This window comes from Alcaligenes sp. AB3 (assembly GCF_031844565.1).
In the GTDB taxonomy this organism is placed as follows: Bacteria; Pseudomonadota; Gammaproteobacteria; order Burkholderiales; family Burkholderiaceae_B; genus Alcaligenes; species Alcaligenes faecalis.
Genome location: NZ_JAUZVM010000002.1, coordinates 400,400 through 427,391, shown reverse-complemented (window position 1 = coordinate 427,391; position 26,992 = coordinate 400,400). Strand labels below are relative to the sequence as shown.

Here is a 26,992-nt window from a genome sequence, read left to right as displayed (position 1 = left end):
GCCGACCTTGCCATGAGCTCAGAAATTCGCATTTTTGGCGCCCGCCAGAACACTCTGAAAAACCTGAATGTACGTATCAAAACGGGCGAGTTACTGGTTATTACCGGCGTTTCAGGTTCAGGCAAAAGCTCGCTGGCCTTTGATACCCTGTATGCAGAGGGGCAACGGCGCTATGTGGAAACCTTTTCTCCCTATGCGCGCCAGTTCCTGGACCGCATGGACAAGCCCCAGGTCGACCGCATTGAAGGCATCTTGCCCGCCATTGCCATTGACCAGGTGAACCCGGTGCGCAACTCGCGCAGTACCGTGGGCACCATGACGGAGCTGAACGATTACATCAAGCTGCTGTACGCCCGTCTGGGCGAGCTGTATTGCCGCCAGTGCGCCCAGCCTGTGCGCCGCGACAATGCCGACAGCATCGCCAAGCAGATTCGCAAGCTGGCAGAGGACCACGATGACCCACGCCTGGTTCTGACCTTTGCCGTCAAGGTTCCGGCCAACTTCACGCAGCAAGAAATTGAAACCTTGCTGCATCAGCAGGGCTACACCCGCCTGCACCACGAAGAAACCCAATCCATCACGCCCAGCAGCACGAAAAAGGGCAAAAGCAGCAAAGCCGCTCCTACAGAACAAAAGCTCCTCTATGTGATTCAGGACCGCTTCCGTGCCAGCACGGTCGAGCCAGAACGTTTCATGGAAGCTATCGAAGCGGCCTTGCGTCACGGCCAGGGCAAGCTGACGGTATATGCCTCGGCCAGCGCCGATGGCCCCGAAACCGCCTGGAGTTTCAGCCAGGGCCTGCACTGTGCCCAATGCGATATTGAATACAGCACGCCGGTCGCCAGCACTTTCTCCTTTAACTCGCCCTTGGGTGCATGTGAGTCCTGCCGTGGCTTTGGCCGCGTGATGGGTATTGATTACGGTCTGGTCGTTCCTGACCCCAGCAAAAGCCTGCTGGAAGGTGCGATCCGCCCTTGGCAGACAGCCAGCTACAAAGAATGTCAGGTCGAGATGGAGCGCTACGCTCCGGCGGCGGGTGTGCGTCTGAGCGTGCCCTGGAAGGACTTGAGCCAGGAGGAGCGCGACTGGGTGATTAACGGCACCCCGGACTGGAAAGGCGGCAATCAGGCCTGGAAAACCCAGTGGTACGGCGCACAGCGCTTTTTCGACTGGCTGGAATCGCGCGCTTACAAGATGCACGTGCGTGTACTGCTGTCCAAATACCGCAGCTACACCACCTGCCCGGCCTGCGCAGGCTCTCGTCTGAAACCCGAAGCCAGCCTGTGGCGCGTGGGTGATCAGGCAGCGCCCGCCGACTCCCGCTATCCACGCTTCATGCCCGTGCATTCCAACTGGCTGCGCGAGCAACTGGATGCCATGCCCGGCCTGAGCGTCCCGGACCTGATGCGTCTGCCTATTGAGCATGTACGTACCTTCTTCCGTGGTCTGCACTTTGGCGACGCGCGCGATGCGGCCATTGACCTGCTCCTGAAAGAAACCCTATCCCGCCTGGATTATCTGTGCGATGTGGGCCTGTCCTATTTGTCCCTGGACCGCCAGAGCCGCACCCTGTCTGGCGGCGAAGTACAGCGTATCAACCTGACCACAGCACTGGGCACCTCGCTGGTGAACACCTTATTCGTACTGGATGAGCCCTCGATTGGCCTGCACCCGCGCGACATGCACCGCATTATTGAAGTGATGCACCGTCTGCGCGGCAATGGCAACACGCTGGTGGTGGTTGAGCACGACCCGCAAGTGATGGTGGCAGCCGACCGTATTCTGGACATGGGACCCGGCCCTGGCGAGCGTGGCGGTCAGATTCTGTTTGATGGTTCGCCCCAAGCCTTGCGCGGCGCGGAAACGCTGACAGGCCGCTACCTGAGTGGCGAGCTCAGCATCGAATCGCCCCGCCCTATGCCGGTGGCCGAAAACACGCCCCGCCTGCTGCTGGAAGACGTCAGCGCGCACAATCTGCGCCATATCTCGGTGTCCATTCCACTGGGCCGTCTGGTCTGCGTGACGGGCGTCTCCGGCTCGGGCAAATCCACGCTGATTCAGGACGTGCTCTACCCGGCCATCCTGAAACAACAAGGCAAACCAACGGAAGCCCCTGGCCCTTACGGTGCCCTGCTGGGTGCCGAGCAGATTGCCGAAGTGGTGATGGTGGACCAGACGCCTATTGGCAAGACGGCCCGCTCCAACCCGGCCAGCTATGTCGGTGCCTTTGACCCTATCCGCAAGCTCTTCGCCCAGGCCCCGCTGTCCAAAGAACGTAGCTACACGCCCGGCACCTTCAGCTTCAATAGTGGCGATGGCCGCTGTCCAACTTGCGGCGGCACAGGCTTTGAACATATCGAAATGCAGTTCCTGTCCGATGTGTACCTGCGCTGTCCGGATTGCGATGGCAAGCGCTTCCGCCCCGAAGTGCTGGAAGTGCGTATCGAACACTTTGGTCGCAGCGCCTCGATTGACGAGGTACTGGACATGACCGTACATCAGGCCATGGAGTTCTTTGAAGGCCTGCGCGATGTGCAAACCGGCCTGGCGCCACTGGCCGATGTGGGTCTGGATTACCTGAAACTGGGCCAGCCTGTGCCCACACTCTCGGGCGGTGAGGCACAGCGCTTGAAACTGGCGGCTTATCTGGCCCAGGCCTCGCGCACCCGTCTAAGCCAGGTGAAAGTTGCCAAGAAAGGCAATCTGTTCCTGTTTGACGAGCCCACTACCGGCCTGCACTTTGACGATATTGCCCGCCTGATGCGCGCCTTCCGCAAGCTGCTGGCCGCCGGTCACAGCCTGCTGATTATTGAGCACAATCTGGACCTGATCCGCGCGGCAGACTGGATTATTGATCTAGGCCCTGAAGGTGGCGAGCATGGCGGTCAATTGCTGGGCGCGGGTACGCCTGGCGACATCATGGCGCTGGAGCAATCGCACACTGGCCATGCCTTGAAAGAGTATGAGCAAGCCATTCTGGGCAAGGGCTCGGCCCTGTTCCAGGAGCCCGAGGTGGACTACCAGGTCAGCTCCGGCGGCAGCAACGATGGCCAGATCGCCATCCTGAATGCGCGCGAGCACAATCTGAAGAATATCTCGGTGCACATCCCGCACAACACCTTCACAGTCGTGACGGGCGTATCCGGTTCGGGCAAATCGACCCTGGCCTTCGACATTCTGTTTAACGAAGGTCAGCGCCGCTACCTGGAGTCCCTGAACGCCTATGCACGTGCGATTGTGCAGCCTGCCGGTCAGCCTGATGTAGACGCGATCTACGGTATTCCGCCTACCGTTGCCATTGAGCAGCGCACCAGCCGCGGGGGTCGCAAGTCCACCGTGGCCACCATGACGGAAATCCACCACTTCCTGCGCTTACTGTATGTGAAACTGGCTACCCAATACTGCCCGGACTGCCATGTGCCTGTGGCCCCGCAGACCGCCGAGCAAATCGCCGCACAACTGCTGCGTGATCACAAGGGTGAGCATATTGGTTTGCTGGCTCCGCTGGTCACCGCTCGCAAGGGTTACTACACCGACTTGGCCAAATGGGCGCAGGGCAAGGGCTACACCCATTTGCGTGTGGATGGCGAGTTCATCCCCGTCAACCCTTGGCCCCGTTTGGATCGTTACAGCGAACATACGCTGGAACTGCCGGTGGCCGATCTGATCATTGACCCTCGCCACGAACTGCAACTGCGCCAAGCCATACGCGAAGCGCTGGAACTGGGTCACGGTTCCTTTAGTGTGCTGGCTCCATTGACACCATCAGGTTCCATGTCGCTGGAGCAACGCCGACAAGGTCAACCGCTATCCAATGCCAGCCAGCAACATTTCTCCGTCAAACGGGCCTGCCCCTGCTGCGGCACCAGCTTCCCCGAGCCGGACCCACGCATGTTCTCCTACAACTCCAAGCATGGCTGGTGCAAGGACTGCTTTGGTACAGGCTTGAAGCTGACCGGCTTCGACCAGGAACAAACGGGCGAGGAAAACAGCTGGAACAACGGCTACGACGGCGAAGCCGTGGAATGCCCAAGCTGCCACGGCCAGCGCTTGAACCCGGTCTCTCTGGCATTTGAATGGCGCGACCAATCCATTGCCAAGCTGGCCGGTTTGCCCGTGGACGAAGCACAGACCTTTTTTGGCAGCCTGAACATGAGTGGCCGCGAAGCCGATATTGCGCGCGATATTCTGAACGAGATACGCAGCCGTCTGGACTTCATGCACGAAGTGGGCCTGGGTTATCTGGCGCTGGATCGCGCTGCCCCCACCTTGTCGGGTGGCGAGGCCCAACGTATCCGTCTGGCCGCCCAGTTGGGGTCGAACCTGCAGGGCGTGTGCTATGTGCTGGACGAACCCACCATTGGCCTGCACCCGCGTGATAACCAGATTCTGCTGAACGCCATGGCACGCCTGGAAGGCAATGGCAATACGCTGGTGGTTGTCGAACACGATGAAGACACCATACGCCGTGCCCAGCACATTATTGATATGGGCCCCGGTGCCGGTAAACGCGGCGGTGAAGTCATCGCCCAGGGCACACTGGCAGAAATTGAGGCCAACCCCAATTCGCTGACTGGCCGCTATCTGCGCGAGCCGCTCAAACACCCCATGCAGGCACGCCGTCCCGTTCAGGCCGATGCGCCCATGCTGACGGTACACGATGCCAGCCTGCACAACCTGAACAAGGTCCAGGCCGGTATTCCGCTGGGCAAGCTCAGTCTTGTAACGGGCGTATCGGGTTCCGGTAAATCCACCTTTGCCCGCGATGTGCTGCTGGATAATTTGCAGCGCGTTGTCGGCAGCAAAGAAAAACCGGTGTGGCAGGGTTGTTCCAACATCAGCGGCTGGGAAAGCCTGGACCGCGTGCTGGAAGTGGACCAGACCCCGATTGGCAAAACCCCCCGCTCCTGCCCGGCCACCTATATCGGCTTCTGGGACGAGGTGCGCAAACTGTTTGCCAACACCAACGATGCCCGTCTGCGCGGCTGGAGCGCCTCACGCTTCTCCTTTAACACCGGCGATGGTCGCTGCCCCTTGTGCGAAGGCCAGGGCATGCGCACCCTGGAAATGAGCTTCCTGCCGGACGTGAAAGTGCCTTGTGACGCCTGCCACGGCCAGCGCTTCAATCCCGAAACACTGGCGGTGACCTGGCGCGACGTCTCCGCCGGTCAGCTTTTGCAAATGGATGTGGATGAGGCGGTTGAATACTTTGCCGCACATCCTAAAATATTGCGCCCCCTGCAGCTGATGCAAAGCGTGGGCCTGGGTTATCTGACTTTGGGTCAGCCCTCCCCCACCCTGTCCGGTGGCGAGGCGCAGCGCGTCAAGCTGGTCAGCGAACTGGTCAAGGCTCGCCTGGACGAAGGTCTGACCCGTACCGGCCGCGCCTACAAGGCTCCACACACCCTATACGTGCTGGATGAGCCTAGCGTGGGCCTGTCCATGGCGGATGTGGAAAAGCTGATTGTGGTACTGCACCGACTGGTTGATGCCGGTCATACCGTGCTGGTGATTGAACATAATCTGGATTTGATTGCCGAAGCAGACTGGATTGTCGATCTGGGCCCCGAAGGCGGCTCGGGTGGCGGCAGGCTGGTGGTGCAGGGCACCCCGGATCAGGTACAGGCCAACCATGCCTCGCATACCGGCATGGCCTTGGCGGAATTTTTAAAGGAACACGGCGCATGTATGGCCGATTTGAAGACAGACTAAAAGGCTATGCGCTGGAAATGCAGGGCTACATGGGCCATATCCAGGCTCGTAGTCCTGAAGACTTAAGTACTGCTTTTGAAAAAATCGAACAGGCTCGTCAGGCCGGCCACTGGGTGGCCCTGGCACTGGATTACGAACTGGCCGAGCTGTTCGAACCCCGTCTGCCTGCTCGAGAGGCGGCGACCCATGCTCCCCTGAACGCGCTGGTGTTTGAGCAGGCGCAGGAAGTGGCTTTATGGGATAGTCAGGCAAAGCCCGAGTTGAAAGTCAGCCTGCAAATCAGTCAGCAAGACTACCGGGATGCACTGACCCAAGTTCAGCAAGGCTTGCAAGCCGGGGATTTTTACCAGATCAACTACACCATGCCGCTGAGCATTCAAACCGGCATGGCACCGCGTGATCTCTATACCGCACTGGCCAGCCGTCACCCGGTAGCCTACGCTGCGTATCTGGATTTGGGTGATCGTCATATCCTGTCGCTTTCGCCTGAACTGTTTCTGGAAAAACGTGGCAGCACCGTGCGGACCCGCCCCATGAAAGGCACACGCCCGCGCGATACCGACCCTGTTCAAGATCAGAACAATGCCCAGGAGCTGCAAAGCAGCCTGAAAGACCGGGCTGAAAACCTGATGATTGTGGATTTGCTGCGCAACGATCTGGGTCAGGTAGCCCGCACCGGCACTGTACAAACCACCAGCCTGTTCGATGTAGAGCAATATGCCTCGGTCTGGACCATGACTTCCAGCATTCAGGCCGACGTAGAGCCGGATTGCAGCCTGGAGACCCTGCTGCGCGCCCTGTTCCCCTGTGGTTCGATTACCGGCGCCCCCAAGCTGGCTGCCATGCAATGCATACGCCAGTTAGAAACGCAGCGACGCGGTATTTACTGCGGCTCGGTGGGTTATCTCAGCCCCCAGGGCGATCTGTCCCTGAATGTCAGCATCCGCAGTCTGGAACTGGACAATCACGGCCAAGGAAGGTTTGGCGTGGGCGGTGGCATTGTGCTGGACTCGGACCCGGACCAGGAATGGTTGGAGTGCTTATGGAAAGCACGTGTCTTGCAGGCCCCTGTAACACTGACTTAAAGGCAGCATCATGAGTCAAAGCAAACCTGAATTGATAGAAACCTTGCGGGTAGACGCGGACGGCCAGATCCCCCTGCTGGAACTGCACCTGGAACGCGTGGCGCGCAGTTGCGCGGAACTGGGCTACGACTGGGACGCCCAGACCTGGCTGCAAGCCATGCATACGGCGCTGGGCCAGGCTCCCGTCAATACTCCCTTGCGGCTACGCATTCTATGGAACGCAAAAGCCAGTGCGAAAGCCGAGGCACAGGCCTTGCCCGCTCTGGAAGGGCCATTGCAACTGTGCCTGTCCAAGACCCCTCTGCCAGCCCAGGATCCGCTACTTTCCCACAAGACCACGCATCGCCCCTGGTATCAGGACGCCGCTGCCCTGCTGGAAAAGCATCCCCAACTCTTTGATGTGATTTTTCTGGATACGCAAAGCCGGGTTTGCGAAGGCAGCCGCAGCAATATCTATATCCAGGATGAGCAGGGTCATTGGTGGACGCCACCCGCACAAGGCTGGCTCCTGCCTGGCGTGCAACGACAGGCGCTTCTGAATAGCGGTCTGGCCCGTGAAACGGAGCTTTTTCTGGATGACTTGCTGCATGCACGGGCGATTCGTGTTTCGAACGCCCTGCGCGGCTGGCAGAACGCCTTACTGATTCAGAATCCGGTTTAAGGCGTAGTCGGCGGCCTGCATCCCCATGCTGGCCGTAATCGTCACTCCGGAACCATAGCCTGCACAGGCCAAACCTTGCAGGGCACCATCGTCAGCCTGGGTCCAGTTTTGTGGCAGGCGGGTTTCCTGCTCGAACCACAAGCAATCCACCCCCATGCGGGGCACACGCTTCAGGGCACGGCCCTGGGCATCGCTGCCACGCGCGAAGCCATGCTGCTTGCGCAGAATCTGACGCAGCTTGCCCAGTAACGCATCATGGCGTGCCACCGACAAATCTCCCCGGCGCAAGCTCAGCGGGTCGGTCTTGCCACCTGCCCCACCACAACTCAACAGGGGCACCTTGCAACGCTTGGCCTGCAAGATCAGGGCGATCTTGGCGCTGGCCTGGTCGGTACAATCCAGAAACACATCGGGACGCTGCTCCATCAGGCTGGCTGCATTGTCCTCGGTAACAAAGTCCTCAATCAATTGCAGCTGGCAGTGTGGATTGATCTGCGCAATGCGCTGGGCCATGGCTTCAATCTTGGCCATGCCCAGGGTGCTGTCCAGAGCAGGCAGTTGGCGGTTGATATTGGATTCGGCAATATTATCCAGATCAATCAAGGTAATCCGGCCCACAGCAGAACGGGCCAAAGCCTCCACCGCCCAGGTGCCTACGCCCCCGATACCCGCCACCATCACATGGGCGGCCGCCAGACGCTCACGCGCTCCGGCTCCATACAAACGATCCAAACCACCGAAGCGGCGTTCGGCATCCATGTTGTGCTGCTCTGTCATGCAATCTGTCCATCACCGGCCCATGCGGCCAAACCCGTTAATTCTACGTCTAATTTCGCCTGCCCAGCCCGCGAAGCAGGCCTTATGCCCTGGTGGCTTGACTGTGCTCTGCCAAATAGCAACACTCATATAAGCAAATTAGTATTTTTCCTTAGTTATCAGCAGCAAAGCCCGCTACAGTGGACTGTGCTTGCTCTACAATTGTCATAGGTTTCAAGCATCTGTGATTTTGGCTTACCACCCCTTTTTGCCGTGAACATCGATTCTATTTCCGCCTCACCTTCCGCCGTACCCACACCGTGCAGCTTTCGTGTCCTGACTGACGAAGAGCGCAACGCCTCTTTGCGTCAATCCCTGGAAGAGGCGCAGTGGTGTGAAAAACAGGACCTGTGGGTCTATGGCTACGGCTCCCTGATCTGGCGTCCCGATTTTGAATTTGCCGAGCAGCGCCAGGCCTTGCTGCGCGGTTACCACCGGGCGCTGTGCTTGTGGTCACGTATCAACCGCGGCACGCCCGAGCAGCCCGGTCTGGTCTTTGGGCTGGATGTAGGTGGTTCTTGCCGGGGCATGGCTTTCCGTATTCCCGCCGAAAGCGTGCCCAAGGTCTTCGATGCTCTATGGCTGCGCGAAATGCCCAGCGGTGCCTATATTCCCCGCTGGTTGCGCTGCCGCACCAGCCAGGGCGATATTCGCGCCCTGGTCTTTACCATGAACCGCAAGACCGACGCTTACGTGCCCCGCATGCCGGACGAACAGCTGCGGCAAGTGGTGTATTCGGCCCAGGGAACCAATGGCCCTTGCATTGAATACGTCATGGAAACCGCCTCGGCGCTGCAACGCTCTAAAATTCTGGATAAACGCCTGCAATCAGTGGTTCAATTACTACAGAGCCAGACTGCACTGCTTAATCCTCAACAAGCCTAAGAGCGCCTCATGTCCCTTGCTGATTTTCGTAACGAATACGAACGCTTTTCGCTGAGCGAAAACGAACTCTGTGCCGATCCTCGCCAGCAATTTCAACGCTGGCTGGATCAGGCGATTGAACTGAAGGAAGTCGAACCCACGGCGATGACGCTGGCCACCGTGAACGCGGAAGGCCGCCCTTCGGCGCGTGTGGTCCTGCTCAAGGGGTACGACGAGCAAGGTCTGGTGTTCTTTACCAATTACGCGTCTCGCAAGGGCACGGATCTGGACCAGAACCCGTGGGCCAGCCTGTCCTTTTTCTGGGCCTCCATGCAACGCCAGGTGCGTTTTGAAGGCCGCATCAGCCGCATCAGTGCGACCGAGTCCGACGAATACTTTCACAGCCGTCCTCTGGGCTCGCGCATTGGTGCCTGGGCCTCGCCACAAAGCCAGCCCATCAGCCGCGCAGAGCTGGATGCCCGTGCCAAGCAGTACACTGAAAGCTTAGGTGAACATCCCGCCCGCCCTGAACACTGGGGTGGCTTCCGACTGACTCCAGACCATGTCGAATTCTGGCAAGGCCGTGCCTCACGCCTGCACGACCGGCTGGTGTTCGACCGCAAGGACCAATCTGACTGGCAGGTGAGCCGACTGGCTCCTTAAGACGTACCCTTGGGTACGCCTGCCCGCAGACTCGATGCAATGACTGTTTTTTCTTCTACCTTCGATAGCGACTTCTTTCGTTCGGCACTGGGCCGTTTCGCCACCGGCGTGACGGTGGTGACCGGAGCCAACAAAGATCACCCGGATCAGGCCATTGGCCTGACCGTCAGCTCCTTTAACTCTGTTTCCCTGGACCCGCCTCTGGTACTGTGGTCGCTGGCCAAGCGCTCCCAGTCCCTGCCGCATTTTGTGGACGGTGCAGGCTATGTGATTCACGTGTTGGGAGCCAGTCAGCTATCGCTGGCCAAGCGTTTTGCCTGGGGCGAACAAGCCGAGCGCTTTCGCGATCACCCCACCAAACGCTCCCCGCACGGCTTGCCCATGCTGGACGACGAGCGTTGCAGTGCCTGGTTCGAGTGCAAGCCTTATGCCGTGCATGAGGCAGGCGACCACCTGATCTTTATCGGTGAAGTCACCCACTGCGAACGCAGCGCCCATCAGCCCCTGATCTACCATGCGGGCGACTTTGACCTGACCCCATCCCTGGCGTGACAGGGTGTTGCAACGCCCCCCTGACGACGGCTGCATGGCGGGAGTACACTACGCCTTTTGCTTTAACGCGCCAATAAGGTCCTGATTCATGGCAAACGATGTCGATTGCATAGTGCTGGGAGCGGGGGTCGTAGGCTTGGCCTGCGCCCGACAAATGGCCCAGCAAGGCATGGAGGTTCTGCTGATCGAGCAAACCGCCAGCATTGGCAATGGCGTCAGTTCGCGCAACTCGGAAGTCATACACGCGGGCATTTACTACACGCCGGGCAGCCTGAAGGCCCGCCTGTGCGTAGAAGGCAAAGCCCGGCTGTATGACTACTGCCAGGAACACCATGTCGACCACGCCCGTTGCGGCAAGCTGATTGTGGCAACTACGCCCGAACAGGAAGCAGACCTGCTGAAATTGCAGGCCCAGGCGCGGGCTTGTGGTGTGGACGACTTGCAGTGGCTGGATGCCGCCCAGGCCCAGGCTCTGGAGCCGGCCTTGAATTGCAGCGCCGCCCTGCTCTCTCCTTCCACCGGCATTGTGGATACCCACGCCTTGATGCTGGCCTTGCAGGGCGATGCGGAGAACCACGGTGCCCAACTGGCCTTCAATACACCCTTTGTCAGTGCGCGTGTCCTGCCCGGACAAGGTTTTGAGGTCCACGTCGGTGGAGCAGAAGCTTTCAGCCTGACGACTACCCACCTGATCAATGCCGCTGGCTTGGGCGCGGTCGCCGCCGCACGCCAGATCGAGGGGCTGGATGCCAGCCATATCCCGAATGCCTATCTGTGCAAAGGCAGCTATTTCTCTTTGACGGGTCGCTCGCCCTTCAAGCACCTGATTTACCCTATGCCCAATAAAGCCGGGCTGGGTGTGCATCTGACGCTGGATCTGGCCGGTCAGGCCCGCTTTGGCCCGGACACGGAATGGGTACAGGACGAGAACTACGATATGGACCCGCAGCGGGGCCAATCTTTTTACGCGGCCGTGCGCGAGTACTGGCCCGCTTTGCCTGATGACAGCCTGAACCCCGCCTATAGCGGTATCCGGCCTAAAATTGTGCCCGCAGGCCATGCGGCAGCCGACTTTGTCTTTTCGGGTCCCGCCGAGCACGGCATACCCGGATTGCTGAATCTGTTCGGCATCGAATCGCCCGGCCTGACCGCGTGTTTAGCGATTGCACAACACAGCCAAGAAACCCTGGCCCAGGCAGCTTAAAAACTTTTCTGAAATCTTTACAATACTGTCGATGAACGATTACATCTTGACCCTATCCTGCCCGGATCGTACCGGCATTGTCCACAGCGTATCGGGCTGGCTGCTTGAGCAGAACGGCAACATTCTTGAGGCACAGCAGTTTGGCGATGCCGCCACCAACCGCTTTTTCCTGCGCATCCAGTTTTCCCTGCCCGAAAAGCAGGACGTCAACGCGCTGCAAACCAGCTTCGCCCCCATTGCTGGAAAATTCAGCATGGACGCCAATATTTATGACGCCCAGCGCAAAGCCCGCCTGCTGATCCTGGTCAGCCGCCAAGGCCACTGCCTGAACGATCTGCTGTTCCGCGCCCATAGCGGCCAACTGCCGGTGGAAATTGCTGCCGTTGCCTCCAACCATACCGACCACGCTGGTCTGGCTTCTTCTTACGGCATTCCTTTCCATCACCTGCCCGTGACACCGGAAACTCGCCCCGAGCAAGAGCAGCAAATCATCGACCTGGCTCGTGATCTGAAGATTGATCTGGTTGTGCTGGCCCGCTACATGCAGATTCTGTCCACCAATCTGTGTCAGTCCCTGTCTGGCCGCGCCATCAATATTCACCACAGCTTCCTGCCCAGCTTCAAGGGTGCACGCCCCTACCACCAGGCACACGCCCGCGGCGTGAAAATTATTGGTGCCACCGCCCACTACGTGACGGCTGATCTGGACGAAGGCCCGATCATTGAACAGGACGTGGAACACGTCACCCACTCGGTCAGCCCAGCTGAGCTGACCCAAATAGGTAGCGATGTGGAGTCTCTGGTTCTGGCCCGTGCCGTGCGCGCCCACGTTGAGCATCGCATCTTGCTGAACGATCAGCGCACGGTGGTATTCCGCTAAGCAGCGAGATCAGGCCTACCTTAAGCCGAAAAAAAGCCCTCAATGCGTGGATCTATATCCACAGCATTGAGGGCTTTTTTACTGGTCACCCATTTTTTCAAAAGCCAGACGATTTGAGCCTGCTAGCTACTTGGCAATTAGCTCTACCAGCCTCTGGCAACGATCGACTGCTGTCTCTGCCAATCTCTGACGAGTCTCTGCTTCAAATTGCCGACGGTCTTTCCCGAATCTGACTGCTTATCCAAGTCCAACATGCGTTTTCAGCTGAGCAGCATGTCTCTTAGACATAACCAATGTTTAGCTAGGATACGTGGCTACAAAATGCTGCTTATTGCCCTAGCGCCAGCCCTTCCCGCCGTGGATCTACCCCGGCTTCCAGTCCATCCTGAGTCCAGCGAATCACATGCGTACCGCTAGGAAAAGGCTGCTCACGCACCTCGTGCCCCATCGCCCTCAACGCCTGCGCTTGTTCTGTCACTGCGGTTCCTGCCTCCAGCTCAGTCGCCCAATTGCGGCTACCGTAATGCGGCAGGCTGACAGCTTCTTGAGCATCCAGATTCCACATCAACATGCCGGTCAGGGCCTGAGCCACGTAAGGAATGATGGCACTGCCACCGGGTGAACCCAGGGCAATCACAGGGCGACCATCCTGCAGCACCATCATCGGCGCCATGGAACTGCGCGGACGTTTGCCTGGCTCCACCCGATTCACGGACAGGCGTCCCATCTCGTCCTTGGGACTCAAGGCAAAATCTGTAAGCTGATTGTTCAGCAAGAAACCATGCACCATAATCTTGCTGCCAAAAGCAGATTCTACCGACGTGGTCATGGACACCACTTGCCCCTTGTCATCCGCCACGGACAGATGCGTGGTGGAGGGCAACTCGGGCGTGTTGTCGGTTACGGCTTGTGAGTCAGCCAAAGGCTTGCCTGGCTGGGCGTGTCCCATGGACCGGTCAGGCTGGATCAAGGCGGCGCGGGATTTCAGATACTCCGGAGCCAGTAAAGCCTGCTGTGGCACAGACACAAACGCCGGATCAGCCACCCAGGCATCCCGATCCGCAAAAGCCAGGCGCCCTGCTTCAGAGAAATAATGAATCGCTTCGACAGATTGCGGTTTTGCGTCAGCAATGGGCGTGTGCTGCAAGATACCCAACATCTGCATCACACTGATAGCCCCGGAACTGGGCGGCGCCATGCCACAAAGCGCCACTTGCTGCCAGTCCATACAGAGGGGTTCGCGGCGCAGCGCACGGTACTGCATCAAATCGGACACCGCCAAATCGCCCGCAATCGGGTCGGCGGCAACGGCGGCCACCATATCCTGAGCAAGCTCACCTTGATAGAAAGCCTGTGCGCCCTGGCTGGCCAACAAGCGCAGCACCTGCGCGTATTCCTTGTTCTGCAAACGATGGCCGACGGGCCAGGGCTTGCCCTGTTCGTTCAGAAAATAGGCACGTGTAGCAGCCTTGTCAGCCAGTTCGGGATTATCGGCAATCAAGGTATTCAAACGAGGGCTGACCTCGAAGCCGACCTCGGCAAGCTCAATCGCCGGGTCAAACAAATTCGCCCACGGCAGCACGCCACCATCTTTATGCATCAACTCCAGGGCACGCAGCAAACCCGGTACGCCTACCGAACGACCACTATTGACCGCCTGTTTGAAGGACATGGTTTTACCGTCCAGCTCGAAGCGATCCAGACTGCTGGCTGCAGGCACCGTTTCCCGTCCGTCATAGCTCATCAAGCCGGTCTTGGGCTGGAACATCAGCAAGAAGCCGCCACCGCCAATACCGGAGGACTGTGGCTCCACCAGCCCTAGCACCAACTGAGCCGCAATGGCCGCATCAACCGCACTGCCGCCCTGTTCCAGAATGCGCAAACCGGCCTGAGTCGCCAAAGGGTGAGCTGTCACCACCATGCTTTTCTGGGTGACCAGCTTGTCGCGCTGCATGACACTGCTGGCCGCTTCCGGATTCAAGTGCTGGCTGGCTACTTCCCGGGCATGCGTCGGTAACGCCAGGGCCAGGGTCAAGGCAGCCGACAGCAGAGCCGGTTTCCAGTGCAATCTCATGTGTTCTCCTTTTCGTGCTCAAGCAGCCATTGTTCCAGCAAAAGCACCGCTTCGCTGGGCTCATTGGCCGTGGGATAACTAAAAAAATAGGCCTCGCTAACGGGCATGGCATGGTCCAGCGGCATGATTAGTTCGCCCTGCTCCAGCGCCTCTTGCACCAGAAAGCGCGGCATCAAGGCCACGCCCATGTCGGCATGCAGTGCTGCCATCACCAAGCTGAACAGCTCGTAACGCGGGCCGGAACTGACACGCAGGTCAGGCTCCAGACCGGCAGAGCGATACCAGTCCGACCAGCTATCGGGGCGTGTGGACATATGCAGATGAACCAGTTTTTTCCAGTCGCCACTGGCCGCCAGTTTGGCCGAGCACACCGGCACCAGTTCGCCTTCATCAAACAGCTTGATGCCCTCGGTTTGCGGCCATAACTGCCGCCCATGATAAATGGCGGCATCAAAGGGATGGTCGCCAAACTGAAACGGAGTGGTACGCACGGACAGGCTGACCGTGATATCCGGATACCGCTGGGAGAAACGCGCCAGGCGCGGCATCAGCCACACCGTGGACAAGGTAGGCAGCACCGCCAGATGAATGCTGCGGCCCACACCAGCGCGCGCAATCAGGCTGAAAGTGTCTTTGCCGATTTGCTCCAGATGGTGGCGGATACGGGCGGCATAATCGCGCCCAGCCGGGGTCAGCACCAGACGCCGCCGCACCCGTGTCAGCAAGGTCACGCCCAGGCGTTGCTCCAGGCCGCTGACCTGCCGATACACCGCGCTATGCGTCAAAGAAAGCTCCTCGGCCGCGCGGGAAAAAGTCCCCAAGCGGGCCGTGGCCTCAAAGGCCTGTAAAGCGCCCAAACTGGGCACGCCTTGTCTCATAGGTCTCCCTCTTAATTCTGCCACCTCAGCTCTGCCCATACAGCGCAGGGCCGGATCGTTACGCCAGCACACGACATTGTGCAATTTTATCAATTGCCTTGTGCGCTTTACGCACACTATGCTGGGACTTTAACCTGATATCGCCTACCTGAAGATGCACAAATCTTCCCGCGTTCAGCGATACTTGGCCTGCTCTTTCCCTGTTTCCAGACCGATGGTGCCCTTGTTGGCCCCACCTGATTGACCGTCTTTGATCTACCCGGAGTACCTCTATGTCTGACAATCCCTCTTTCCATTGGGACGACCCCTTGCTGCTGAATCAGCAGTTAAGCGATGAAGAACGTATGGTGCGCGATGCCGCCCACGCTTACGCACAGGAAAAGCTGCTGCCGCGCGTGCTGGAGGCCTTCCGCCACGAACAGACCGACCCCGCCATCTTTGCCGAGATGGGCTCGCTGGGCCTGTTGGGAGCCACGATTCCCGAAGCCTACGGTGGTGCTGGTCTGAACTACGTCAGCTATGGCTTGATCGCCCGCGAAGTGGAACGTGTGGACTCGGGCTACCGCTCCATGATGAGCGTGCAGTCTTCCCTGGTCATGGTGCCGATTTTTGAATTTGGCAGCGAGGAGCAGAAACAGAAGTACCTGCCCAAGCTGGCCAGCGGACAGTGGATTGGCTGCTTTGGCCTGACTGAACCCAATCACGGTTCGGACCCCGGCGCCATGGAAAGCCGCGCCGTGAAAGTGGACGGCGGCTATCGCCTGAGCGGCAACAAGACCTGGATTACCAACTCTCCCATTGCCGATGTGCTGGTGGTCTGGGCCAAGGTCGTGGGCGGTGAAGACGACGGCAAGATCCGCGGCTTCATTCTGGAAAAAGGCATGAAGGGCCTGTCCACCCCGGCCATTCACGGCAAAGTGGGCTTGCGCGCTTCCCTGACCGGCGAGATTGTCATGGCCGACGTGGAAATTGCAGACAGCCAGATGCTGCCCCATGTCTCGGGCTTGCGTGGCCCCTTCACCTGCCTGAACTCGGCCCGTTTCGGGATTGCCTGGGGCGCCTTGGGTGCTGCCGAATCCTGCTGGCACACCGCCCGCCAGTACACCCTGGACCGCAAGCAGTTTGGCCGCCCCTTGGCCGCCAACCAGTTGATCCAGAAAAAGCTGGCCGATATGCAAACCGAGATTACGCTGGCGCTGCAGGGCTGCCTGCGTCTGGGACGCATGAAGGACGAAGGCACGGCGGCCGTCGAAATCACCTCCATCATGAAGCGCAATTCCTGCGGCAAGGCACTGGATATTGCCCGACTGGCACGCGACATGCTGGGTGGCAACGGTATCTCTGACGAATTCGGCATTGCTCGCCACCTGGTCAACCTGGAAGTGGTGAATACCTACGAAGGTACCCACGACGTACACGCCCTGATTCTGGGTCGTGCACAAACCGGCATTCAGGCTTTCTTCTAAAGCAGACCGAACAGGGCAAAGCAAGAGGCTTTGCCCTTGTCCGTTCAGAGCCTGATCAAACTGATGGATTGCCTGCAGTAGTGGCACATCCCCCCGCCTGCATCGGCAGTTTTTACTGCCGGGAAACCCGAGGTAAAAAGCTTGGTGTGGGTGGAGATTCTTTCCAGCTGCAAGGCCACTTCAGGATCAAAGCGGCCACTGGGAAATCGATAAACCGAAGCTATGCTGTGGTGATCTTTTTATTCTTGTTCGGACTTTAACTCAAACATGCTGGTCGCTTCCATCTCCAGCACCAGCTCATCGCGCTGGTTGAACACATTCCAGTTCCAGCGAATGATGCCCAGATCTGAACGGCTACTGGACACACGCTTGGATGCCACCGTGGCCTCCAGACGAATGGAGTCACCGGCCCGCACAGGCAAGACCCAGCGCAGACGTTCCAGACCCGGCGAGCCAAAGGACTCGGAATCGTGCAAGGCAGAATCCACGGCCATACGCATGGCTTTGCCACAAGTGAGCCAGCCGCTGGCGATCAAACCGCCCCAATGGCCTTCTTCGGCCTGCTTGTCGTCGATATGAAAAGACTGCGGATCATACTTCTGGGCGAAATCCAGCATCTCTTCGCGAGTCACAGGAACAAGTGGGTGCTTGATAAGCATACCCACTTCAAATTCAGCAAATTTCATGTTGTTGTACAACGAAAAAAGCCCCCGCGCTGCGCCTTCGGCTTGCTGCCCCCCGAGGGGGAGTTTTTGCCTTGGGGCGGCCCGGCGACAAAAAAAGCCCCCACGCTGCGCCTTCGGCTTGCTGCCCCCCGAGGGGGAGTTTTTGCCTTGGGGCGGCCCGGCGACAAAAAAGCCCCCACGCTGCGCCTTCGGCTTGCTGCCCCCAAAGGGGGAGCTTTCACCTTGGGACGGCCCGGCGGCAAAAAAAAGATCGAGAGCGCCACTCTACCATCTCTGTCAAAATTTGCAGCCCCCGGCGGAAAGCGGCTCAAAACAGCAGCAAAATGTCCACATCAAGGATCAGCTGGGGCACGCTTGTGCGTCGCGGATCAATCTATGGCATAAAGAGGGTTTCCTAATTACCAATTACCTGAACGCCCGGTTTGTTCAGGGCTATGCACACCAAGGCTATGACAACACTCGATTCATCTTTGCAATTTGCGAGCCTGACTCAGGGCACCCAAGCCATCGAGCTGGAATATCAACGTATTGCCCCCGAGCGTGAAACCGCCCCCTTGCTGGTGTTCCTGCACGAAGGTCTGGGCTCCATTGCCATGTGGAAAGACTGGCCGGCACAGTTGTGCGAGCAAACCGGCTGCAGCGGCCTGATGTACTCCCGCTATGGCTATGGCCGCAGCACCCCGCGCCCGGACAATAGCCCCAAAGAGCCAGACTACCTGCATGAGCAGTCGCTGGAGGTGCTGCCCCAATTGCTGGAGCAACTGGGTGAAGACGGCAAGAAGCGTCCGATTGTGCTGGTTGGCCACAGCGATGGTGGCTCGATTGCCCTGCTGGCGGCCAGCGGCTTTAGCGACAAGCTGCAAGGCATTGTGGTGATGGCCCCGCACCTGTTTGTAGAGGATATTTCCTTGCGCGGCATTCTGGTCGCCCGCGAAGCCTACGAGCAAGGTTTTTTACGCGAACGTCTGGGCCGCTATCACGATGATGTGGAATCCGCTTTCTGGGGCTGGAACGCCACCTGGACAGATCCCCGGTTCCGCGACTGGAATATTGAAGAGGACGTCAGCCGCATCACCTGCCCGATTCTGGCCATTCAAGGCGTGGATGATGAATACGGCACGCTGGAGCAGATCCGTCGCATCAAGGAGCTGGTGCCGCACACGGAGCTGCTGGAGCTGGAGCAATGCGGCCACCTGCCCTACCGGGATAAGGAAGCGCAGGTGAACCAGGCGATTGTGGACTTTCTGAAGCGAACAGCCCGCTAAGCAGCGAACTCACTCAGTCCCTAAGCTCAGTCCTTAAAGCACACACGCCTACTGAACAGCAGCCTTACTCAAAGGCTGCTGCGGCTCGGCCCAGGCGGTCATTGACCGCCTGCCAGTCTGGCATATCCGGGCAACGCTGCACCCAAATATGCTGGTACTGGCCTTGGTCCAGGCGACGCAACATGGCGTATAAATCCTGGGCATAAAGCTGCGCATCCGGGCTGCACACATACCAGTCGTGCACATCGGCCGAAAAAGGCGGTAAAGAGGCAAAGGCAACAATGGCCTGCTTGCCCCCTTTGGCCAAAGCAGCCTGCACCGCAGGTGCATTGCCTTCATCAAATAAAGACAAAGGGGTACGCGGCGCATAGTGCGCTTTCAAGCTGCCCGAAACCTGTGGGGCTTGTTGATCCGGACTGGCGGGTTCGTAGCCGATGACCTCGGCAATCATGGCCGCACTGATATGGCCGGGCCGCAAAAGTACGGCACCCACACCCTGATGAGTACGCGACACGTCCACAATAGTGGACTCGATGCCCACTTCCGACGGGCCCGCTTCCACAATCAGCAGTTCCTCTGCACTCATGTCCGCGAATTCATCGCGTACATGGCTGGCAGCCGTAGGCGATACCTGACCAAACTTGTTGGCCGAAGGCGCCGCCACACCGGCCTGACCGCCGGGCTTGAGTTCCGCCATGCGCTTGAGCAAGGCTTGAGCCACCGGATGGGAAGGACAACGAATACCAATGCTGCTTTGCCCGCCACTGACCGTATCCGGAATAGCCGGATTGCGCGGCAGGATCAGCGTCAAAGGACCGGGCCAGAAGGCATCCATCAATTGCTGTGCCACGGGCGGAATATCTGTCACCCAGTAACGCAGGTCGGCACCGGGGGCCACATGCACAATCAAGGGATGATTCGCAGGACGGCCCTTGGCCTTGTAAATCAGCTGCACTGCAGCCGGGTTTTCTGCATCCGCGCCCAGACCATAGACCGTCTCGGTTGGAAAGGCCACCAGCCCCCCTTGTGCCAGCACACGGGCGGCTTGCTCTATCTGCTGCTCGGAAGGGCTGGAGGGAGTATCAGTCATGGTCAAAAGCGATGTGCAAAGCGGCGGCAGCTCGGGCAGTGCGTTCGCGCACTTGCTGATCCGACCCGCCCACAATATTCACGTGCCCCATCTTGCGGCCAACACGGGCCTCGGCCTTGCCATACAAGTGCAAGGACACACCAGGCACAGCCAGCAAGGCGGCCCAATCCGGCTCACGCATCTGGCCTTGTTCGTCAAACCAGATATCGCCCAGGATATTGAGCATCATGGAAGGACACAAAGCGCCGGTATCACCCAGGGGCAAGGCCGCCATCACGCGAGCCTGCTGTTCAAACTGACTGGTGACGCAAGCATTCATGGTGTAGTGACCGCTATTGTGCGGACGGGGAGCCACTTCATTGGCCAGCAAACGGCCGTCTTCCAGAATGAAGAACTCCACACACAACACCCCCACGTAATCCAGCGTACGGGCGATAGCGGCAGCCGCCTGACGAGCCTGTTCGGACAAGGCATCGTCCTGGAACTGGGCGCTGATGGTGGACACGGCCAAAATGCCATCACGGTGCTCGTTACGGGCACATGGGAAGGTTTTGACCTGATCGTCCAGGCCACGGGCCAGGACAACCGAAATTTCGGACTTCAAGGGTTGCAGGGCTTCCAGCACACAGGCCTGGGAACCGAACTCCTTGAAGGCAGCCAGCGCCTGTTCACGGTCTGCCACTCGTGCCTGACCCTTGCCGTCGTAACCAAAACGCGCAGTCTTCAGAATGCCGGGGAACAAGGCGCCGTCAGCGGCCTGCAAATCGTCCAGGCTTTCGATGGCCGCATAAGGAGCCACCGGCACACCGGCCTGCGAGATAAAGGCTTTTTCACGAATACGGTCCTGCACAATGCCGACGGCATCGCCGGACGGCGTGACTCGTGTGTGCTGCGCCAGAGTCAGCAAGGACTGCGCCGGGACGTTCTCGAACTCGGTGCTGACGGCTTGGCACAAGTCCCCCAGACGGGCAAGCGCTTGGGCGTCATCGTAGGCCGCACAGATATGCAGATCGGCCACTGCACCAGCAGGGCTATGGGTATCCGGGTCCAGCACGGCCACCTTGTAGCCCAGGCTTTGGGCGCTATGGCAGAACATGCGGCCCAGTTGGCCGCCTCCAATCATGCCCAGCCAGGAGCCAGGGACCAGAAGGGCAGCATCAGTCATGGGGGTCATCATCACAAAATAAAATCAGGCAGTAGCAGGAGGAACACGCATAGCTCGGGCGGCCTCGGTCTGGCGGGCTCGGTACGCAATCAGTTTTTCAGTCAGCACGGCGTCATTGACGGCCAGATTGGCAATCACGTGCAGAGCGGCATTGGCGGCACCGGCCTCGCCAATGGCGAAGGTGGCAACTGGCACGCCCTTGGGCATTTGCACAATCGACAGCAGGGAATCTTCACCGCGCAGGTAGCGCGAAGGCACGGGGACGCCAAACACAGGCAAGTGCGTCAGGGCAGCCAGCATGCCGGGCAAATGAGCCGCGCCGCCTGCACCCGCAATAATGGCTTTCAGGCCACGGGCCGGAGCCTGGGCACCGTAATCCACCATATCAATCGGCATGCGGTGGGCAGAGACCACACGGCACTCATAGGACACACCAAATTCGTCCAGAATGGCCACGGCCTGGCTCATCACATCCCAGTCGCTGGAGGAACCCATCACAATGCCCACTGTGGGAGCCGCAGGAGTTTGTACGCTCATCAGAGATACGCCCTAAAAGGAAGAAGGCGCCATGCTGCCAGGCGCCTTGGTAAATAGAAAAACAGCAGGGCCCATCCCAACACGACCCTGCTCAGGACGAGCAGGCAGTTCGTTTACGTCGAGTGCCTGTCCGGACTGCAAACCGTTCACGCCGTCAGGCGTTCCAGGGCTTCACGGTACTTGTCAGCGGTGCGCTCGGCCACTTCAGCAGGCAAGCGAGGAGCCGGTGGCGTCTTGTCCCAAACCTGGGTTTCCAGCCAATCGCGCACAAATTGCTTGTCGTAGGACGGTGGGCTGATGCCTTCGGCATAGCTGTCGGCTGGCCAGAAACGCGAGGAATCCGGAGTCAGCACTTCATCCATCAAATGCAACTGGCCTTGATCGTCCAAGCCAAACTCAAATTTGGTATCGGCAATCAGAATGCCACGGCTGGCCGCGTAGTCAGCAGCTTCGGTGTACAAACGCAAGGTCACATCACGGATTTGCTCGGCCAGCTCCTGACCGACTTCCTTGACCACATGGGCGAAATCCACGTTCTCGTCATGCGAGCCCATTTCTGCTTTGGCAGCCGGCGTAAACAGCACATGAGGCAGCTTGGCCGCTTGCTTCAGGCCTGCAGGCAAGGTGATGCCACATACCGCGCCGGTAGCCTGGTAGTCTTTCCAGCCCGAACCGATCAGGTAACCACGAGCCACCGCTTCCACCATGATGGGCTTCAAGCGCTTGACCACCATGGAGCGGCCTTCCACTTGGGCGCGCTCTTCAGGCGCCACCACATCAACCGGGTTCACGCCCGTCGTGTGATTAGGGATGATGTGTGCCAGCTTGTTCAGCCAGAACTCGGTCATCTGCGTCAAGACAGCGCCCTTGCCGGGAATGGGGTCGTCCAGAATCACATCGAATGCCGAAATGCGATCACTGGCCACAATCAACAACTTGTCCTCACCCACCGCATACATGTCCCGAACTTTGCCGCGCGCGAGTAGCGGCAGGGAGCTCAGGCTGGATTGATGTAAGGGCTCTTGCACGATTTCATCCTTAAAACGAAAACATCCCGCTGACTATGGATGCAGGCGGGACGACAATCCCGGCGCCTGCGGCACCGGGCAAAGACGCGGAGATCGGGGCGGGCAGTCGTGCTGCCCACTCCTGCTCCGCCTGACAAAATTACTGAACGATCTGGGACAGCTCGCCGGTGCTGTACTGGCGGGCGATTTCCTGCAAAGGAATGGCCTTGATCTTGGAGGCCTGACCGGCGGCGCCGAACTGCTGGTAGCGGGCCACGCACACTTTCTTGGCGGCTTCGCGAGCAGGTTTCAGGTATTCGCGTGGGTCGAATTTCTCGGGGTTTTCGAACAGGAAACGACGGATGGCAGCGGTCATGGCCAAACGGATATCGGTGTCGATATTGACCTTGCGCACGCCGTACTTGATGGCTTCCTGAATTTCTTCCACAGGCACGCCGTAGGTTTCTTTCATGTTGCCACCAAACTGACGGATTTCAGCCAGCAGTTCCTGAGGCACGCTGGAGCTGCCGTGCATCACCAGGTGAGTGTTGGGCAAACGACGGTGAATTTCTTTCACGCGCTCGATGGACAGAATATCGCCGGTAGGCTTGCGGGTGAACTTGTAAGCACCGTGGCTGGTACCGATGGCGATGGCCAGTGCGTCCAGTTGAGTGCGTGTCACAAATTCAGCAGCCTGCTCGGGGTCGGTCAGCAACTGGTCCAAGGTCAGAACGCCGTCAGCGCCGTGGCCGTCTTCCTTGTCGCCCTGCATGGTTTCCAGGGAACCCAGGCAGCCCAGTTCGCCTTCAACCGTCACGCCCAGCTTGTGAGCCATTTCGACCACTTTGCGGGTGACTTCCACGTTGTACTCAAAGTCGGCAATGGTCTTGCCGTCGGGCAACAGGGAGCCGTCCATCATCACGCTGGAGAAACCCAGCTCGATGGCGCCTTTGCAAATCTCGGGGGACTGGCCGTGGTCCTGGTGCATCACCACAGGGATGTTGGGGTAGGACTCGACAGCAGCTTCAATCAGGTGACGCAGAAACGCTTCGCCTGCGTATTTACGGGCGCCGGCCGATGCCTGCATGATGACGGGGCTATCCGTCTCCGAGGCGGCTTCCATAATGGCCTGGACCTGCTCCAGGTTATTGACGTTGAACGCTGGAATACCATAACCGTGCTCGGCCGCGTGATCGAGCAGCTGGCGCATGGAAACTAGGGCCATGAGAAGACCTCCTGAAGACTAAAACAATTGAAAAACTTGGCCGGGCACGGTTCCGTGCACAGCCGATCGTTTGTAAGCGTGTTAACTGGCGGTCCGGCGCGCCGACTTGGGGCGGAACGCATTGACCACATGCTCGTGAGTTTGTGCGTAAGGTCCACCAATCAGGTCGATGCAATACGGGACAGCTGCAAAAATACCCGGCACCAATACTTGTCCGGTTTCCGTATCCCGTAATCCTTCCAGAGTTTCCTGAATGGCTTTGGGCTGCCCAGGCAGATTGATAATCAGAGCAGCGTGGTCCTGAATTTCTCGGATGACCGCAACTTGCCGCGACAAAATCGCTGTTGGTACGAATTTTAAACTGATTTGGCGCATCTGTTCACCGAATCCGGGCATTTCGCGCGTTCCAGCGTCCAGAGTCGCCTCCGGCGTCACATCGCGACGGGCCGGGCCGGTGCCGCCAGTGGTCAAAATCAGGTCGCAACCCGCTTCCACCAACTCGACCAGAGTGCCAGTAATCTGGGCACGCTCATCGGGAATCAGCCGCTCCAGATAGGCAGGCGCGACCGTCAAGGCCGAGTCCAGCCAACGACGCAGCGCCGGTATGCCTTGATCCTGGTACTGTCCGCTGGAGGCGCGATCCGAAACCGACACCAAGCCGATACGCAATTGATCCGGATGCTCGCGGGGAGACTGCCGATTGAATGTCATGCTTTTCCTTGGAAGCGAAATAAACTACAGGCCCTGAACGGGCCTGCCAATAGCACGATTGTAACGAATCGCAGTGGGGCTTAAATACAACGGCCGCCGTCTACCTCGATGCAGGTGCCGGTAATGAACTCGGCCTCGTCCGAGGCCAGATACAGCGCCGCTGCGGCCACGTCCTTGGGTGTGCAAAAACGTCCCAGCGGAATTCCCGCCAAAAAGCGGCTGCGGTTTTCCGGCGTATCGGGCATACCCATGAACTGTTCCAGCAACGCCGTGTCACCAATCACCGGATTAATGCAATTGACTCGAATGTTATCCGGCCCCAACTCTGCCGCCATGCCCTTGCTGATGGTCACGACCGCACCTTTGGTGCCGTTGTACCAGACCAGTCCGGGGCGCGGACGCAAGGCAGCAGTGGACGCAATATTAATGAAGGAACCCGAGCCCTGGGCGCGCAGATAGGGCACAAAGTGCTTCGCAGCCCAGTAAATGCTTTTCACGTTAACGGCATAGACCAGATCGAACTCGCTTTCGCTGACTTCCAGCAAAGGCTTGTTCCGATGCGTGGTGCCCGCATTGTTCACCACAATATGCAGCCCGCCGCATTCGCGCAGGGCAATATCCAACAGGGCATGAACTTCGTCCCCTTGCGAGACATCGCAAGCGGCAAAAATGGCCTGACCACCCTGTGCCTGAATCTGGGCTGCTGCGGCCTGCCCTTGCTCTGCATTCAGGTCGGCAATCAGTACACGCGCTCCTTCGCGTGCAAAGCGCTGTGCAATGCCCAGGCCAAAACCCGATGCACCGCCCGTCACGATAGCCACTTTGTCTTGCAATCGCATGTTTGTCTCCTTCTGCTTTTTATATAGAAATGGCGGCTGTGCGCCGCCATTGGTGAAACCTGTTTAGCGTTCAGCTGCCATGCTGCCAGAAAACCCGAACCGCCACAGCCGCGCTTACCCCTAAATACCCCTACGATCAGCTGGCCGCATGACGTAGCGCAACCGTTTTCAGGGAAGTCAGGGCGTACAAGGCTTCGAAACCCTTCTCGCGGCCTATGCCAGACTGACCCGTTCCGCCAAAAGGCAGCTCTACCCCGCCTGCTGCGCCGTAATTATTCACAAAGACCTGGCCGGCTCGCAGCTGTCTGGCCATACGCACCTGACGGGCCCCGTCGCGGGTCCAGACCCCGGCCACCAGACTGTAAGGCGTGCCATTGGCCATGGCGATGGCTTCTTCCTCTGTGCCGAAGGGCTGAGCGACCAGAACCGGACCAAAGATTTCCTCCTGCGCCAGTCGATGTTCAACAGGCACATGGCCCAATAAAACAGGTACCTGGTAGAAGCCGGCCGCCGGGGCTTTGGAGTCCAGCTTGCCCTGGGCCAGCACCACAATACCGTCCTGGTCCAGATTCTCCAGATAGGAACGGACCCGTGCCTGCTGCTGTGCACTGATCAGGGGACCGCAATCCAGATTGTCACTGGCCGCGCCGGTCAGCAGCGCCTTGAAGGCTTCGGCCAGACGCTCGGTAAAGTCGCCATAGATAGCGCGCTGAATCAGCACCCGGCTGCCCGCCGAGCACGTTTGCCCCGCGTTCTGCACGATCGCATTCACCACGACTGGCAAGGCCGCATCCAGATCCGCATCCGAGAACACGACTTGGGGAGACTTGCCGCCCAGTTCCAAGGTGACCGGCACAAAATTCTGCGCCGCCTGCAAGGCCACCTGACGGCCCGTGCCGGGAGAGCCGGTAAAGGAAATGTGATTGATATCAGGATGTGCGGACAAGGCCTGCCCGGCCTCGCTCCCCAACCCCGTGCAGATATTCAGCACACCCGCTGGCAAACCCGCTTCGTGCAACAGCTCGGCCACCCGCAGCAGGGACAGGCTGGCATCTTCTGCCGGTTTCACCACGCAGGTATTGCCCGCTGCCAGGGACGCGGCCACGCTGCGCCCAAAAATCTGCAAGGGGTAATTCCAGGGAATGATATGCGCGGTAACGCCTAAGGGTTCACGCAAGGTAAAGGCCGTCATTTCCCAGCCCAGCGGAATGGTTTGACCATGCAACTTGTCCACCGCGCCCGCATAGAACTCAAAATAGCGGACAATGGCAGCAGCATCGGACTGGGCCTGACGCAAAGGCTTGCCGGTATCGCGGGATTCCAGCCGCGCCAGCTCCTCTCGGGCATCAGACAATGTTCGGGCGCAACGCAGCAACAACTGGCTGCGCTGAGCGGCAGTCAGGCGGCTCCACGGCCCCTGGCAGGCGCGGCGGGCGGCCTGTACGGCCCAATCAATATCCACCTCGGACGATTGCGCCAGGCGGGCGAAAGTCTCGCCTGTGGAGGGGTCGATAACCGGTAGCAAACCACCGCCCTCCGCGCCAAGTTGCTGTCCGTCAATCCAATTGCGACACTCCATGACCGCCTCCAATGCTATTGTTATCTCAGCCAA

The 26,992-nt window shown here is 59.1% G+C and carries 22 protein-coding genes; 10 read left to right on the top strand and 12 right to left on the bottom strand.

Going from position 1 to position 26,992, the window contains the following annotated elements:
• Window positions 1-12: 12 nt before the first annotated feature.
• The 3 genes from uvrA to Q9R35_RS07040 are packed head-to-tail and all read left to right on the top strand — an operon-like array spanning window position 13 to window position 7,458.
• A complete protein-coding gene (uvrA, locus tag Q9R35_RS07050; protein ID WP_311219586.1) occupies window positions 13-5,712 on the top strand; it encodes an excinuclease ABC subunit UvrA in 5,700 nt (1,899 codons plus the stop codon).
• Window positions 5,685-6,797, top strand: a complete 1,113-nt coding sequence (gene pabB, locus Q9R35_RS07045) for an aminodeoxychorismate synthase component I (RefSeq protein WP_063688574.1) — start codon at window positions 5,685-5,687, stop codon at window positions 6,795-6,797. Before uvrA ends, pabB begins: the two co-directional genes overlap by 28 nt.
• A gap of 10 nt (window positions 6,798-6,807) precedes the next feature.
• Entirely contained in the window at window positions 6,808-7,458 is a 651-nt protein-coding gene (locus Q9R35_RS07040) for an aminotransferase class IV (protein WP_270119095.1), read from the top strand.
• Here Q9R35_RS07040 and Q9R35_RS07035 read toward each other — a convergent pair.
• Entirely contained in the window at window positions 7,435-8,235 is an 801-nt protein-coding gene (locus tag Q9R35_RS07035; RefSeq protein WP_311219585.1) for a tRNA threonylcarbamoyladenosine dehydratase, read from the bottom strand. The genes Q9R35_RS07040 and Q9R35_RS07035 overlap by 24 nt on opposite strands.
• A 252-nt stretch (window positions 8,236-8,487) precedes the next feature.
• Between Q9R35_RS07035 and Q9R35_RS07030 the strand changes: the two genes are divergently transcribed.
• The 5 genes from Q9R35_RS07030 to purU all read left to right on the top strand — a co-directional run bounded on the left by Q9R35_RS07030 (window position 8,488) and on the right by purU (window position 12,437).
• Window positions 8,488-9,159, top strand: coding sequence for a gamma-glutamylcyclotransferase (locus Q9R35_RS07030; protein WP_042483350.1), 672 nt, complete (start codon window positions 8,488-8,490; stop codon window positions 9,157-9,159).
• A gap of 9 nt (window positions 9,160-9,168) precedes the next feature.
• On the top strand, window positions 9,169-9,801 hold the full coding sequence (pdxH, locus tag Q9R35_RS07025; protein WP_042483349.1) for a pyridoxamine 5'-phosphate oxidase: 633 nt from the start codon (window positions 9,169-9,171) through the stop codon (window positions 9,799-9,801).
• A 39-nt stretch (window positions 9,802-9,840) separates the two neighbouring features.
• On the top strand, window positions 9,841-10,353 hold the full coding sequence (locus Q9R35_RS07020; RefSeq protein ID WP_042483346.1) for a flavin reductase family protein: 513 nt from the start codon (window positions 9,841-9,843) through the stop codon (window positions 10,351-10,353).
• A gap of 88 nt (window positions 10,354-10,441) precedes the next feature.
• Window positions 10,442-11,557, top strand: a complete 1,116-nt coding sequence (locus Q9R35_RS07015) for an NAD(P)/FAD-dependent oxidoreductase (RefSeq protein WP_252606048.1) — start codon at window positions 10,442-10,444, stop codon at window positions 11,555-11,557.
• A 25-nt stretch (window positions 11,558-11,582) separates the two neighbouring features.
• Window positions 11,583-12,437, top strand: coding sequence for a formyltetrahydrofolate deformylase (purU, locus tag Q9R35_RS07010; RefSeq protein ID WP_252606548.1), 855 nt, complete (start codon window positions 11,583-11,585; stop codon window positions 12,435-12,437).
• 328 nt (window positions 12,438-12,765) lie between these two features.
• Here purU and ggt read toward each other — a convergent pair whose 3' ends face one another.
• Complete coding sequence (ggt, locus tag Q9R35_RS07005; RefSeq protein WP_311219584.1) at window positions 12,766-14,511, bottom strand: gamma-glutamyltransferase; 1,746 nt, start codon at window positions 14,509-14,511, stop codon at window positions 12,766-12,768.
• Window positions 14,508-15,389: a LysR substrate-binding domain-containing protein gene (locus tag Q9R35_RS07000; protein ID WP_042483334.1), complete on the bottom strand. Its 882-nt coding sequence runs from the start codon at window positions 15,387-15,389 to the stop codon at window positions 14,508-14,510. The genes ggt and Q9R35_RS07000 overlap by 4 nt, the downstream gene beginning before the upstream one ends.
• A 272-nt stretch (window positions 15,390-15,661) precedes the next feature.
• Between Q9R35_RS07000 and Q9R35_RS06995 the strand changes: the two genes are divergently transcribed.
• Entirely contained in the window at window positions 15,662-16,855 is a 1,194-nt protein-coding gene (locus Q9R35_RS06995; protein ID WP_042483331.1) for an acyl-CoA dehydrogenase, read from the top strand.
• Window positions 16,856-17,094: 239 nt separating this feature from the next.
• Here Q9R35_RS06995 and Q9R35_RS06990 read toward each other — a convergent pair whose 3' ends face one another.
• Window positions 17,095-17,541 carry a MaoC family dehydratase gene (locus tag Q9R35_RS06990; RefSeq protein ID WP_042483327.1) on the bottom strand — a complete coding sequence of 149 codons (447 nt, stop codon included), beginning with the start codon at window positions 17,539-17,541 and terminating at the stop codon, window positions 17,095-17,097.
• 449 nt (window positions 17,542-17,990) lie between these two features.
• On the opposite strand from Q9R35_RS06990, the gene Q9R35_RS06985 reads away from it, so the two are divergent.
• A complete protein-coding gene (locus Q9R35_RS06985) occupies window positions 17,991-18,806 on the top strand; it encodes an alpha/beta fold hydrolase (RefSeq protein WP_080723729.1) in 816 nt (271 codons plus the stop codon).
• 64 nt (window positions 18,807-18,870) lie between these two features.
• Here Q9R35_RS06985 and Q9R35_RS06980 read toward each other — a convergent pair whose 3' ends face one another.
• The 8 genes from Q9R35_RS06980 to Q9R35_RS06945 all read right to left on the bottom strand — a co-directional run bounded on the left by Q9R35_RS06980 (window position 18,871) and on the right by Q9R35_RS06945 (window position 26,959).
• On the bottom strand, window positions 18,871-19,896 hold the full coding sequence (locus Q9R35_RS06980; RefSeq protein WP_311219583.1) for an L-threonylcarbamoyladenylate synthase: 1,026 nt from the start codon (window positions 19,894-19,896) through the stop codon (window positions 18,871-18,873).
• Entirely contained in the window at window positions 19,889-21,070 is a 1,182-nt protein-coding gene (locus Q9R35_RS06975; protein ID WP_042483599.1) for a 5-(carboxyamino)imidazole ribonucleotide synthase, read from the bottom strand. The genes Q9R35_RS06980 and Q9R35_RS06975 overlap by 8 nt, the downstream gene beginning before the upstream one ends.
• A gap of 15 nt (window positions 21,071-21,085) precedes the next feature.
• Window positions 21,086-21,598, bottom strand: coding sequence for a 5-(carboxyamino)imidazole ribonucleotide mutase (gene purE / locus Q9R35_RS06970; RefSeq protein WP_009455126.1), 513 nt, complete (start codon window positions 21,596-21,598; stop codon window positions 21,086-21,088).
• A gap of 146 nt (window positions 21,599-21,744) precedes the next feature.
• Window positions 21,745-22,626 (bottom strand): phosphoribosylaminoimidazolesuccinocarboxamide synthase, encoded by an 882-nt coding sequence (locus tag Q9R35_RS06965; RefSeq protein WP_009455127.1) that lies wholly within the window; start codon window positions 22,624-22,626, stop codon window positions 21,745-21,747.
• Window positions 22,627-22,765: 139 nt separating this feature from the next.
• Window positions 22,766-23,830, bottom strand: a complete 1,065-nt coding sequence (gene fba / locus Q9R35_RS06960; protein ID WP_009455128.1) for a class II fructose-bisphosphate aldolase — start codon at window positions 23,828-23,830, stop codon at window positions 22,766-22,768.
• Between the two features lie 81 nt (window positions 23,831-23,911).
• Complete coding sequence (gene mog / locus Q9R35_RS06955) at window positions 23,912-24,541, bottom strand: molybdopterin adenylyltransferase (protein ID WP_042483318.1); 630 nt, start codon at window positions 24,539-24,541, stop codon at window positions 23,912-23,914.
• 80 nt (window positions 24,542-24,621) lie between these two features.
• Window positions 24,622-25,380, bottom strand: a complete 759-nt coding sequence (locus Q9R35_RS06950) for an SDR family oxidoreductase (RefSeq protein WP_042483315.1) — start codon at window positions 25,378-25,380, stop codon at window positions 24,622-24,624.
• Window positions 25,381-25,516: 136 nt separating this feature from the next.
• Window positions 25,517-26,959 carry an aldehyde dehydrogenase family protein gene (locus Q9R35_RS06945; protein ID WP_042483312.1) on the bottom strand — a complete coding sequence of 481 codons (1,443 nt, stop codon included), beginning with the start codon at window positions 26,957-26,959 and terminating at the stop codon, window positions 25,517-25,519.
• Window positions 26,960-26,992 lie beyond the last annotated feature (33 nt).